Origin of the sequence: Candidatus Pelagibacter sp., from assembly GCF_052046145.1 — a bacterium.
In the GTDB taxonomy this organism is placed as follows: domain Bacteria; phylum Pseudomonadota; class Alphaproteobacteria; order Pelagibacterales; family Pelagibacteraceae; genus Pelagibacter.
Genome location: NZ_JBNGZR010000001.1, coordinates 617,942 through 630,929 on the forward strand (window position 1 = coordinate 617,942; position 12,988 = coordinate 630,929).

Sequence of the window (12,988 nt, forward strand, 5' to 3'; positions counted from 1 at the left end):
TTAATTAAATTTGTAATCTAAAACACAAGCGACTAAATGTATTCTATTCTCTTCTCCACCATTAAACGCATTGTGATACTTGGTATTATTTGTAATCCAAACAGAACCATCAGCAGGCATATGTTTTGCAACGTTATCAATAACCATGATGCAGCCAGGATTAGTAATTAAAGGTATGTGTAATCTCGGCTCAGGATCTCTATGCCAGCTTAAAGTTGATCTTGGCTCTTTTAAAAGAATTCTTACTCTACCAAGTTTATATCTAGATGAAAGAGTGTCATATACTTCTTTGAAATAAGTATTTTCATAATCTTTTATAAATTCTGAATATAACGACTCATCAAGTGTCTCATCTCTAACAACCTCTTTTCCTGATTTATCAGGTTTTGTCCAATATACTCCTCTAGCCTTGTTACCTTTAATTGAGTCTGGGTCACCAGGTATTTGAGTTAATGATATCGCTCCAAAGTGTGTTACACCAGCATCTTCAAATTTTTTAATTTTAACTATTTGTTGATAAGCCTCTTGTAATTTTTCGATATCAAATTTGATTTCTTGCTTTTGGAAATCACTAAAGTCTAAAACTCTATCTTCCTTTTTGACATTTAAGTCTATTACTTTTGAATTTTCTACCGTCATCTTGATTGCTTTCTACCCTTTTTTTTGTATATGTGTATATTACATTTGTCGCAATTTAAAAGTAAATTAAAACATGATTATTGGTAAATATCCCAATCTTAGACTTAGAAGAACTAGAAAAGAATCTTGGTCAAGAAGACTGATTCAAGAAAATACTTTAAGTCCAAATGACTTTATATTACCTATTTTTTTAATAGAAGGATCTAATAAACGGCAACCAATTTCATCTATGCCCGGTGTATACAGGTATACTATTAATAGATTGAGCCAAATAGTAGATAGAGCAATAAAAAAAAAGATACCAATGGTTGCTCTTTTTCCAAAAACCCAAAATGTTCGTAAAGATGAATTGGGTACAGAATCACTCAACGAAAAAAATTTAGTTTGTAGAGCAATTAAAGAAATTAAAAAAAGATACAAAAATCAAATAGGTATTATGTGTGACGTGGCATTAGATCCCTACACATCACATGGTCATGACGGTTTAATCAAATCTAACACAATACTTAATGACGAAACTATAGAGGTTCTTATTAATCAATCATTACTTCAAGCAGAGATGGGTTGTGATATACTAGCTCCTTCAGACATGATGGATGGTAGAATAGGTAAAATCAGAAAAGCTTTAGATAAAAATAAATTCCAAAACGTTCAAATATTATCTTATGCAGCAAAATATGCTTCAAGCTTTTATGGCCCTTTTAGAGATGCAGTAGGTTCTAAAGGTTCGTTAAAAGGAGACAAAAAAACTTATCAGATGGATTATAGAAATTCTGATGAAGCTTTAAGAGAAGTTGCATTAGATATTAAAGAAGGTGCCGATATGGTAATGGTTAAACCAGGTATGCCCTACTTAGACATAATAAAATCAATAAAAGAGAAATTTAAATTACCTGTATTTGCCTACCAAGTATCAGGAGAATATAGCTTGATTGAAACAGCTATAACGAAAAAATTAATTAATAAAGATGCTATATATGAAAGCTTGGTAGCTTTTAAGAGAGCTGGTGCCAATGCTATAGTAAGTTATTATGCTGATAGAATTGATAAAATAATAAAATAATTATTTTAACGTATTTAAAAATAACAACCTACTATTTGGATAACTTAAATTATTTGGTCTTAAAATGGTTTTATCCAAATAATCACCTACTAATTTCAAACCGTTCAATAAGGTCCCAAGATCATTAACCTCTATATCTCTTTCAATCAAAAAATTGGGTACATATTTTTTTTCATTTAAAGAATTAGCGTAATATACAGTTTTGTTACCTTCCAAATCTTTTTCAACTAAATTTTCGAGCGATAAGTCATATCCTAATATTTTAAGTAACTCTAATTCCCAAAATATATATTTTTTTAACCAATCTTTTTCTTTTAAAATTAAAAATAAATTTTGAATTATAAAATAAACTTTATCATTAGATTGAGATTCTGCTGTTAATATTTTAATCAAATTCATTGCAGATGTAATACAAGACAACTTTTGTTTATGATCAAAGTATAATGGTGTATAGGCATTTAAAATTTCAATTTTAAAATAACCTATTTTATTTTCATTTTTAGAATTATAATTAACATGGAGTTTGTTACCAACTTGAAGGTAATTTTTAATTTTTTTGGAAGTACCACCAAATATTATTCCAGATATCTTTCCTTTATCTTTTGTAAATAATTCAGCAATTAATGAATTTTCATTATATCTTGTTTTGCTTATTAAAAACCCTTCGTCTGACCAATTCATTTTTTATTTGTATTTTTTAAACATTCTATAGCAGCATTTTGTTCAGCTTCTTTCTTTGATTTTCCAGTGGCTATAAAATATTTTGTATTGGGCAATTTTACTCCAACTTTAAATATGGGTTTGTGTCTTGGACCTGTATTTGAAATTAATTTATAAGTAGGTAATTTTTTGAAGTTTTTTAAAGTTAATTCCTGTAACTTTGTTTTTGCATCTATTTCTGTAACTACACTTTTTTCAATATGATCTTGCCACAAATTTAAAATTGTTTTTTCAACAATTGTAAAACCTTTATCAAGATAAATAGCACCAATTAATGCCTCACAGCTATCAGATATAATTTTGTCCTCAATTTTTATTTTTTTATTGTTAGGGTTAAATGTTTTAACATAACTAGCTAAATTGATTTTTTTTGCTATATCCAGACAAGTTTTTTTATTCACTAGCGATGCAAATTTTTTATCAAGAACACCTTCTTTTTCTCCTGGATAAATTTCTAAAAGTTTTTTTGCTATCACCAAGCCAAGAACTCTATCACCCAGGAACTCTATCTTTTCATTATTTTCATTTGGATTAAAACTTTTATGTGTGAGGGCTTGAATAAGTAGATCTTTATTTTTAAATTTTAAGTCAATTTTTTTTTCTAAACTCTGATAGTTAATTTTCATTAATTAATTTTATTAAATGTTCTATTAAATCTAATTGACTTATGCCATTTCCAAAATTCTATAAAACTTCCTATTTTTTTATCAGATGAAAAAAATATAAATTGAGCTTTTCCTACTAAATTATCTTTATGCACATACCCTACACTTGTTAAGTACCTGCTATCTTTAGAACAATCTCTGTTATCCCCTAAAAAAAAATAATGATCTTTTGGTACAGTAAACACGTCAGAATTTTGATAGGTATAATCTTTTAGATAAACAGTATGAAACTTTTTTCCATTTGAAAGCTTTTCCTCAAATCTATGAACATCAATACTTTTATCTCCGCAGAAAATAGTGGTTTTATTATTAATTTTAGATTTAAGAATTTCAGAATTATTTAAATATAAATTAGAGTCTATAAACTGAATTTTATCACCAGGTAAACCAATTAATCTTTTAATGTAATCTGTTCGATTATCTACTGGCGTTTTAAATACAATTACATCACCTCTTTCAGGGCCTCTAAACATAATTCTTTTGCTTAATATCGGAGGACTAAAAGGAAATGAGTGTTTGCTATATCCATAGGTATATTTTGTTACAAACAACCTATCACCAACTAATAAAGTAGGTTCCATGGATGATGATGGAATATAAAATGGTTGTACTAAAAGCGATCTAATTATTACTGCAATTATTAATGCATAAATTAAAGTTTTTATATTTTCTGAAAAAAAATTTTTATCTAATTTCATGATGTTTGAATAATTGCAAATGCTGTTGAATAATTTTTTTCATCAGAGATTGATAGAAAACATTTAAAATTTTTAATTTTAAAGTTCTTTTGAATGATTTTGGTAATTTTTTTATTTTTAACATAATAAGGCTTTCCCATTTTATTATTAACAACTTCTATATCTTTAAAATTTAAATTCATACGAAAACCTGTGCCAAGAGCTTTAGAAAATGCTTCTTTTGCAGCAAATCTCTTCGAAAAATAAGCTACCTTATTGTTTACAGTATTAGATTGTTTCAATTCTTCAGATGAGTAAATTCTTTTTTTAAATAAAGGATTTTTAATCGATTTTTGAATTCTTTTATTTTCAACAATATCAACACCAATACCTAAAATTTTCATTTATTTTTTTATAATTTTTTTAAAGTTTTTAATTACTTTTGAAAGTCCATCAAATATTGACTCTCCAATTATAAAATGTCCAATATTATACTCCTCAATATCTATTATTTTTGTTAATATATTGGTGGTTTTATAGTCTAAACCATGACCAGCATGGACTTCTATATTTAAACTTGATGCTAATTTTGCACTTTTTTTAATTCTGTTTAATTCACTAGAATAATTTTTTTTTGATTTAACTAGGTTTGCTAATTTTCCAGTATGTATCTCAATACAATCAGCATTTAATTTTTTAGCAAGTCTAATATCAATTGGAGATGGATTAATGAATAAACTTGTTCTTATCTTTGCTTTTTTAAATTTTTTAATTATTTTCTCCAATTTATTATGATTGTTTTTTATATTTAAACCTCCCTCAGTAGTAATTTCTTTTCTATTTTCTGGAACTAAACAAATAAAATTTGGTTTTATCTTAAGTGCTTTGTTAACAATTTCTTTGTTCATAGAAATTTCAAGGTTTACAGGTACATTTCTTAAACCACAGATTTTTTTTGCATCAATATCATTTATATGTCTTCTATCTTCTCTTAAATGAATTGTTACAGAATCAGCTCCATAACTGATAACCTTTTTAGCTGCGTATAATGGATCTGGATGCTTCTCTCCACGAGCGTTTCGTAAAGTTGCAACATGATCTATATTTACACCTAACCTTTTCACTTAATGTATCTGCTTCCTGGGGTTGTTATTGGTATAGATTTAAGTTCTGGTGGTAATTTATTTGATTTATAAGTTGGAACATCAATTTTTAAATGAGATGTTATTCCAATTTTTATTTTTAAAGATTGTTTAGTTGATCGATCTATAATAGATGCAAATCCAATTAATTTTGCTTTTGATTTTTTAATCAATTTAACACACTCTAAACTTGATTTTCCCGTAGTGATTACATCTTCTATAATTAATACTCTAGCACCTTTTTTAATAGTAAAACCTCTTCTGAGAGTAAATTTACCATTTACCCTTTCGCAAAAAATTGTTTCTTTTTTAAGCAATTTTCCTATTTCATATCCAATAATTACTCCCCCCATTGCAGGAGCTAATATTAAATCAATTTTTTTAAATTTTTTTTTAATTTTATTTGCTAAGGATTTACAAATTTTATCAGATAAATTGGGGCGACTTAAAAGTTTTGCACATTGAATGTATTTTGAAGAGTGTAGACCTGAGGATAGAACAAAGTGACCTTCTAATAATGCATTAGTTTTTTTTAAAATATTTAAGGATTTTTTGAGTGAAAGCATTTCTTTTTTCTTCGTGTCTAATTATCTTAAATTTTATACTCTTTTGTTTTAGCTCTGCAATAAAATTAGTAAAATTCTTAAGGTTTCTAATAATTAATTTAAATTTAAAATTAATATAATTGGGATTTTTACCAACCATTTCTAAGCTAGATATATTTAATTTATGACTTCCAATAAGTGAGCTTATATCTCCTAACTGACCTGGCTTATCAGGTAATGACATCCATAGAGTGGTATTGTATTTTTTTGTTTTTTCCTCTTTTTGCTCTCCTTTATCGTGCCAATATCTTCTTATTGCCGCTCTAGCTTTACCTGTTTTAGTTGTTGGTATCCAATGAAGTGATGGTGAATTATTTTTAGATGTTATAATATTTACTCGATCGCCATTTCTCAAAATAGTTTGTAATTCGCTTTTGTTACCATTGATTTCACAACCAACTGCTGAATTACCAATTTTAGTATGAACAGCATATGCAAAGTCTATTGCAGTTGCGTCTTTAGGTAATTTTATAACTGAACCTTTTGGTGTAAAACAAAATACGTTTTCTTGAAACATTTGTAGTTTTGTATACTCGTATGAATCTTCGGGATTTTCATTTTTTTCTATAATCTCAACAAGATCTTTTAACCAATCATACTCCTTCCAACTTAAAGAATTAAATTTTTCAGAAGATTTATACTGCCAATGAGACGCGATACCTCTTTCTGCAAATTCATGCATTTCGTGTGTTCTAATTTGAATTTCTATTGGTTTTTTATTCGAACCAATTACAGAAGTATGAATAGATTTATAACCATTAATTTTCGGAGATGAAATATAGTCTTTAAATTTTCCTGGTATGCAATTCCATTTTTTATGAAAAATACCAAGAGTTTTGTAACAATCGTCTACATTTTTTAAAATTATCCTAAATCCAATAATGTCTGTTATTTGCTCAAGCGAAACTCTTTTTTTTTGAACTTTTCTCCAAATTGAAAAAGGTGTTTTTTCCCTACCATGAATCTCGGCATTAATTTCATTATCATTCAAGATTTCACTTAACTCAAAAGATTGTTCTTCAAATAAATCTTTTCTATCTAATTTTATTTCATCAAGTCTTTTTTTAATTAATTTTCTTGCATCATTATTTAAAATTTCAAAAGATAAATCCTCAAGTTCGTCCCTTATTCTATGCATACCCATTCTATCGGCTAATGGTGCATAAATTTCCATAGTTTCTTGTGCTATCCTTTTTCTTTTGTCTTCTTTTGCAATCGCTTTAATGGTCCTCATATTATGAAGGCGATCAGCAATTTTGACTAACAGAACTCTTATGTCTTTTGATGTTGCTAAAATTAATTTTCTGAAATTCTCAACTTTGGAATTAGCTCCAGCTGAATTTTCAAATGCTGAAATTTTCGTTACACCATCAACTAAATCAGCAACCTCATCTCCAAATTCTTGTTTTATAGTTTCATAAGTTGCAAAAGTATCTTCTATAGTGTCATGTAATAGACCTGTTGTAATTGTAGCGCTATCTAATTTTAATTCAGTTAAAATATTTGCAACCTCAATTGGGTGAACAGAATAAGGATCACCCGATGCTCTTTTTTGACTCTCATGTGCCTTAACAGCAAAATTATATGCTTTATCCAATTTTTCAGGATTTAGAAATTTATTATAATTCTTAACTTTATTTATAAGTTCATTTGAATTAAGCATAATTAACATTATACCACTAAATCAAATTTGTTTAATAGATCTAATGTCTCTATCTGGAAGCAGAGAAATCAAGGTTTTAACATCAATTTGTTTATCAGGATGGATCCAATTCTTTTGAATCTCAAATAATGGAAATAATACAAAGTTTCTTTTGTGCATCATTTTATGAGGTAAATTAATTTTAGAATTTTTTTTTGATACCAAATTATTAAAATCGATTATATCTAAATCACATGTACGAGGAGCATTTTTTTTTGCTTTTTTTCTACCTAATTGATTTTCAATAAATTTACATATTTTTAATAGTTCTTGAGGACTGTAAAAACATTTTAATTTTAAAATTATATTTAAGAACTTAGGTTTTCTTGGATCAGGCCAGGAAGGGGTTTCATAATAACTAGATACCGAGAGAAAATCTAAGTTATGTTCTGATAACAAAAATTTTGCTTTTTCTATATTTCTTTTTCTTATACCTAAATTTGAACCTATTCCTAAAAAAACAATTTTAGCTTGATTTTCTAATATATCTTGCCTTTTCACGGTTCCAATCTCTACTTTTTTTTGTTGCTCTTTTATCATATTGCTTTTTCCCTTTTGCAACAGCTAGTTCTATTTTAGCCTTTCCTTTTTTAAAATACATTTTTGTTGGAACTAATGTGAAACCATCTCTTTGCATTTTACCTATTAATTTGTTTATTTCTTTTTTATTAAGAAGCAATTTTCTATCATCAGTTGGATTATGATTAGAGTAGCTGGCTTGCTTGTATGGAGATATATGCGAATTAATTAAAACAATTTCACCTCTCTTTTCAACAGCATAAGACTCAGCGATATTTACCTTGCCCTCTCTTACTGATTTAATTTCTGATCCCTTTAAAACAATTCCAGCTTCAAAAAGATCTTCAAAAAAATAGTTAAAACTAGCTTTTCTATTTAGACAAATGATTTTCAAACCAGGATTGGTTTTTTTGTTCATTAAATTAACTTAGCAGACTGAAGAGCTTTTTTTATAATTTCTTTTGTTGTATCTGTTACTTTTACAAGTGGTAGTCTTACATTGTCATCACAAAGTCCTAAAAGTTTTGCAGCATATTTTACAGGACTAGGATTACTCTCAACAAACATTGAGTGATGAACTGGTTGTAATATTTTATCTAATCTTTCTGCTTCTTTCATTTCGTTATCGGTATCTGATTTGGAGTATTTTTGAAAATCTGAACAAAGTTTAGGTGCAATATTAGCTGTTACACTAATAGTACCTACCCCACCACGTTTATTAAATTCAAATGCATTATCATCATTACCTGTTAATTGAATAAATTCTTTACCCATTTTTTCAAGGGTCTGATTAACTCTATCTAAATCACCTGTCGCATCTTTTACACCAACTATATTTTTTAATTCATAGAGTCTGGCCATTGTATCCACTGACATGTCAATCACAGATCTACCAGGAATATTATAAATTATAATTGGAATACCACACTTGTCATTAATTGCTTTATAATGTTGATACAAGCCTTCTTGAGTTGGTTTATTATAATAAGGTGTAACTATCAAAGCGCCGTTAGCTCCTGCTTTTTCTGCATGTGTGGTTAAAGAAATAGCCTCCTCAGTTGAGTTGGAACCCGTACCAGCAATAACCGGAATTTTTCCATTACTTTCTTTTATACATAAATCTATTACTCTTTGATGCTCATCATGACTTAACGTAGGAGATTCACCTGTTGTACCCGCCGGCACAAGTCCATTAGTACCATTATCAATGTGGAAATGGATTAATTTTATATATGCTTCCTCATCTAGACCATTATTTTTAAATGGTGTAATTAAAGCAACATTTGATCCTTTGAACATAAATACTTATAACATAGTTTAAAGATTCATATACTAAAAGATTATGCTCAAAAAAATATTATTTTTAGGTTTCACCGTATCAATATTAATATTTTCAAATAATCTCTTTGCTGAAATCAATTCAGTTGTACCTTTAAAAAAACCAGTTTTAAGTAAAGAAGAAATTCAAAAGAAAATATCTATAAATATCCTTAAGCCATTAAAGAAGCCTAAGAAAACTAAAGAAATTAAAATCGAAGAAGTGATTGTTAAAAAAGAGTTGGTTTTAAAAGAAAAAAAATTAAGTTTTAAAATACCAAAGAAAAAACCAACTGTAGCTGGCATTAGCTCAGCAATGAATATAAAGATTTCAAGATATTATAGTAAAAGAGACTTTGGGTTAGCTAAAAAAGCCATTTCAGAAATGCAGAAAAGTAAATGGTCATCTGCACTAAAAATTGCAAAAAAAGCAAAAGACAAGTCAATTTATAATTTTATACAATGGAGACATCTTTTAACCTCTGGTAATCAAGCTTCCTTTTACGATTATCAAGTTTTTTTAAATAAAAATTCAGATTATCCGAGAATAAGCAGAGTAAAATATCTTGCTGAGCATAAACTATCCACAGAAAGTGTTTCACCTAAAAAAATAGTAAAATGGTTCGGAGAAAATGATCCATTAAGTGGTTATGGAAAAATGATACTTGGAGAAAGTCATATTTTAATTGGAGATAAAAATAAAGGTACAAAATTAATTAAAGAAGGTTGGGTCACAGCAGATTTATCTAAAAATGAATTAAAATATTTTAGAAAAAAATATAAAAAATATTTAAATGCAAATGACTATATTAAACGAGCTGATTATTTAGCTTGGAACGGTGATCGTTGGGATTTACAAAGGTTGATAAGGTATCTACCAAAAGATTATGAACTTTTATATAACGCAAGACACCTTTTAATGAGTAAAGGCTATGGGGTTGACCAAGCTATAGCAAATGTTCCTGAAAAATTTAAAAATGATGCTGGATTAAACTATGATCGATTGAAATGGAGAAGAAAAAAAGGACGTGTAGACTCTTCAACAGAAATTTTATTGAAAATAAGAAATGATAAAGAATATTTAGTTAGACCTGACAAATGGTGGAAAGAAAGAGAAATTATCTCAAGAGCATTGCTTTACAAAAAGAAATATGAAATTTCATATAAAATTTCAAGTAATCATGGAATGACAAAAGGCTCTGAATATGCTGCTGCAGAATGGATGAGTGGTTGGATAGCATTAAGTTTTTTAAATGATCCCATGACTGCTAAAGATCATTTTAAAAATTTTTATGATAATGTTAGTTATCCAATAAGCTTGTCTAGAGGTGCTTATTGGCTTGGAAGAGCATATGAGAAAATAGGCGAAAGAGAACAATCAAATAATTGGTACAAAGAAGCCACCAAATATCTTACTACATACTATGGTCAACTAGCTTTTTTAAAATTAAATCCGGATGGAAAATTTGAGTTAGAAAAAGATATGGAAATTGATCCTAAATATAGAATTCAATTTTTTAATAAAGAGCTTGTAAAAATTTCTTATCTTCTAGATGAATTAAAGAAAGATAAATACACAAAACATATTTTAAGGCATTTAGCTAACGACAATATAGCTAAAGGCAGTGAAGTTTTGGCTGCAGAATTAGCTACAAGTATAAACAGATATGATTTTGCTATTCAGGTTTCAAAAATTGCATCTTATCAAAAAAGATTTCATAATAAATACAACTACCCAATAATTAGTACTCCTAAATATATTAATAAAAGAAAAATTCCAGAAAGTGCTTTAATCTTATCTATAATTAGACAAGAAAGTGAATTTGATTTAGAGGCTAACAGTCATGCTGGTGCAAAAGGATTAATGCAATTAATGCCTTACACTGCAAAATTAGTTTCAAAACAAGCTAAACTTCCTTATTCAAAATCAAGATTAACCACTGATCCAGAATATAATATTAATTTAGGCTCGCATTATATTGCAGGTTTAATTCTACAATATGATGGTGCCTACCCTTTTGCAGTCGCTGCGTATAATGCTGGACCCAACAGAGTTAAATATTGGAAAAAAATAAATAAAGACCCACAAAAAAAACAAGTTGATTATGTTGATTGGGTTGAATTAATAAAATTTAGAGAAACAAGAAATTACGTACAGCGTGTAATGGAAAATTATAATGTCTATAGATATATTTTGGAACAACGACCTGTGACTATGAAAAACTTTTTTAAAGATCAGCCTCTATTTTAGTGGCGGAAGAGGAGGGATTCGAACCCTCGGTACAAGTTTCCTCGCACGGTCATTTAGCAAACGACTGGTTTCAGCCTCTCACCCACTCTTCCGTATGACATTGTGTATTAAGCGATTGTATTGAAAATTCAATATATATAAAGTAATTATTCAATTATTATGAGAAATAAGTACTCAGTATTTTCGTTAATCAAAAACGCTCTTTCATATCATGAAAATTGGCAAAGAGCGTGGAAAGATCCTGCTCCTAAAAAAGAGTACGATGCAGTTATTGTTGGTGGTGGTGGCCACGGATTAGCAACTGCCTACTATTTAGCAAAAAAACACAATATGAATAATATTGCTGTAGTCGAGAAAGGTTGGATTGGTGGAGGAAATACTGGGCGGAATACTACAATTATTAGATCAAATTATTTATGGGATGCCAGTGCAGGATTATATGATCATGCATTAAAAATTTGGGAAGGTTTATCTCAAGAACTAAACTATAATGTAATGTTTAGTCAAAGAGGTGTAATGAACCTTGCACATAATTTACAAGATGTTAGAGATTTAAAAAGACGAACACATGCTAATAGACTAAATGGAATTGACGCAGTCTACTTGAGCACTGAAGAAGTTAAAAAATTTTGTCCAATTATAAATACATCACCAGATATTAGATACCCTGTTTTAGGAGGAACTTTACAACGTAGAGCAGGTACAGCAAGACATGATGCTGTTGCTTGGGGATATGCTAGAGGAGCTGATGCATTGGGTGTTGATATTATTCAAAATTGTGAAGTTAAAGGAATAAAAAGAAATGGTGATAGTGTTGAAGGAATAGAAACAACAAAAGGATTTATAAAAACTAAGAAAGTTGGTGTAGTTGCAGCTGGTCATTCTAGTGTAATAGCTAATATGGCGGGTCTAAGACTTCCACTTGAAAGTAAACCTTTACAGGCTTTAGTTTCTGAACCTGTAAAACCAATTATTGATACAGTTGTAATGTCTAACGCAGTGCATGCTTATGTCAGTCAATCTGACAAAGGAGAATTGGTCATTGGTGCTGGAACGGATGATTATGTTTCTTATACTCAAAAAGGTAGTCATCAAATAGTTGAAGGAACATTAAATGCAATTTTAGAATTATATCCAATTTTCAGTAGAATGAGAATGTTAAGACAATGGGGAGGAATAGTAGATATTTGTCCTGACGCTAGTCCTATTTTAAGTAAAACTTCAATTAAAGGATTATACTTTAATTGTGGTTGGGGCACAGGAGGATTTAAAGCAACTCCTGGATCTGGAGATTTATTTGCACATACTATCGCAAATGATGAACCACACAAACTTAATGCTGCATTTAATTTAAATAGATTTGTAAGCGGAGACCTTGTTGACGAACATGGTGCTGCAGCGGTTGCTCATTAATGTTTTTAATAAACTGTCCATACTGTGGAGAACGAGATCAGCAAGAATTTAAGGCTGGTGGTGAAGCTCATATCGAGAGACCTAAGCAACCAACAGAATTAAGTGATGATGAGTGGGCAGAATATTTATTTATGAGAAAAAATATTAAAGGTGTTCAATTTGAAAGATGGAACCATGCACATGGTTGTCGTAAATGGTTTAATATGGTTAGAGATACTTCTAACGACGAAATAAAAGCAATTTACAAAATGGGTGAAAAACCACCTGCTCAATAA

The 12,988-nt window shown here is 28.9% G+C and carries 15 protein-coding genes and 1 tRNA gene; 4 read left to right on the forward strand and 12 right to left on the reverse strand.

Translation table 11 applies throughout. From position 1 onward, the window contains the following. A complete protein-coding gene (locus ACTT88_RS03280) occupies positions 1–639 on the reverse strand; it encodes an aspartyl/asparaginyl beta-hydroxylase domain-containing protein (RefSeq protein ID WP_440907920.1) in 639 nt (212 codons plus the stop codon). A 73-nt stretch (positions 640–712) separates the two neighbouring features. Here ACTT88_RS03280 and hemB point away from each other — a divergent pair, with 73 nt between their 5' ends. Continuing rightward, complete coding sequence (gene hemB / locus ACTT88_RS03285) at positions 713–1,702, forward strand: porphobilinogen synthase (RefSeq protein WP_440907921.1); 990 nt, start codon at positions 713–715, stop codon at positions 1,700–1,702. Here the strand turns inward: hemB and recO are convergent, their stop codons facing one another. From recO to dapA, 10 genes are read right to left on the reverse strand one after another with little or no spacing between them, the layout of a single operon-like run. Further along, positions 1,703–2,383 carry a DNA repair protein RecO gene (recO, locus tag ACTT88_RS03290; RefSeq protein ID WP_440907922.1) on the reverse strand — a complete coding sequence of 227 codons (681 nt, stop codon included), beginning with the start codon at positions 2,381–2,383 and terminating at the stop codon, positions 1,703–1,705. Beyond that, positions 2,380–3,048, reverse strand: coding sequence for a ribonuclease III (rnc, locus tag ACTT88_RS03295; protein ID WP_440907923.1), 669 nt, complete (start codon positions 3,046–3,048; stop codon positions 2,380–2,382). The genes recO and rnc overlap by 4 nt, the downstream gene beginning before the upstream one ends. After that, the gene (gene lepB, locus ACTT88_RS03300) at positions 3,048–3,785 is read right to left on the reverse strand and encodes a signal peptidase I (RefSeq protein ID WP_440907924.1); all 738 of its coding nucleotides are present in this window, start codon (positions 3,783–3,785) and stop codon (positions 3,048–3,050) included. The genes rnc and lepB overlap by 1 nt, the downstream gene beginning before the upstream one ends. Beyond that, complete coding sequence (gene acpS, locus ACTT88_RS03305) at positions 3,782–4,168, reverse strand: holo-ACP synthase (RefSeq protein WP_440907925.1); 387 nt, start codon at positions 4,166–4,168, stop codon at positions 3,782–3,784. Before acpS ends, lepB begins: the two co-directional genes overlap by 4 nt. Continuing rightward, on the reverse strand, positions 4,169–4,888 hold the full coding sequence (locus ACTT88_RS03310; RefSeq protein WP_440907926.1) for a pyridoxine 5'-phosphate synthase: 720 nt from the start codon (positions 4,886–4,888) through the stop codon (positions 4,169–4,171). It lies immediately after the preceding gene. Continuing rightward, a complete protein-coding gene (pyrE, locus tag ACTT88_RS03315; protein ID WP_440907927.1) occupies positions 4,885–5,472 on the reverse strand; it encodes an orotate phosphoribosyltransferase in 588 nt (195 codons plus the stop codon). Before pyrE ends, ACTT88_RS03310 begins: the two co-directional genes overlap by 4 nt. Then, entirely contained in the window at positions 5,429–7,174 is a 1,746-nt protein-coding gene (locus ACTT88_RS03320) for a RelA/SpoT family protein (protein ID WP_440907928.1), read from the reverse strand. The genes pyrE and ACTT88_RS03320 overlap by 44 nt, the downstream gene beginning before the upstream one ends. Before the next feature lie 21 nt (positions 7,175–7,195). Continuing rightward, complete coding sequence (gene folK, locus ACTT88_RS03325) at positions 7,196–7,753, reverse strand: 2-amino-4-hydroxy-6-hydroxymethyldihydropteridine diphosphokinase (RefSeq protein ID WP_440907929.1); 558 nt, start codon at positions 7,751–7,753, stop codon at positions 7,196–7,198. Then, a complete protein-coding gene (gene smpB / locus ACTT88_RS03330) occupies positions 7,680–8,150 on the reverse strand; it encodes an SsrA-binding protein SmpB (protein ID WP_072090643.1) in 471 nt (156 codons plus the stop codon). Before smpB ends, folK begins: the two co-directional genes overlap by 74 nt. Continuing rightward, positions 8,150–9,031, reverse strand: coding sequence for a 4-hydroxy-tetrahydrodipicolinate synthase (dapA, locus tag ACTT88_RS03335; protein ID WP_440907930.1), 882 nt, complete (start codon positions 9,029–9,031; stop codon positions 8,150–8,152). The genes smpB and dapA overlap by 1 nt, the downstream gene beginning before the upstream one ends. Positions 9,032–9,074: 43 nt before the next feature. On the opposite strand from dapA, the gene ACTT88_RS03340 reads away from it, so the two are divergent. Next, on the forward strand, positions 9,075–11,300 hold the full coding sequence (locus tag ACTT88_RS03340; protein ID WP_440907931.1) for a lytic transglycosylase domain-containing protein: 2,226 nt from the start codon (positions 9,075–9,077) through the stop codon (positions 11,298–11,300). Here the strand turns inward: ACTT88_RS03340 and ACTT88_RS03345 are convergent. Next, positions 11,301–11,392: transfer RNA gene (locus ACTT88_RS03345), tRNA-Ser, on the reverse strand. It abuts the gene before it with no gap. Between the two features lie 67 nt (positions 11,393–11,459). Here ACTT88_RS03345 and ACTT88_RS03350 point away from each other — a divergent pair. Next, positions 11,460–12,713, forward strand: coding sequence for a sarcosine oxidase subunit beta family protein (locus ACTT88_RS03350; protein WP_440907932.1), 1,254 nt, complete (start codon positions 11,460–11,462; stop codon positions 12,711–12,713). Then, complete coding sequence (locus ACTT88_RS03355; RefSeq protein WP_145597818.1) at positions 12,713–12,988, forward strand: sarcosine oxidase subunit delta; 276 nt, start codon at positions 12,713–12,715, stop codon at positions 12,986–12,988. Before ACTT88_RS03350 ends, ACTT88_RS03355 begins: the two co-directional genes overlap by 1 nt.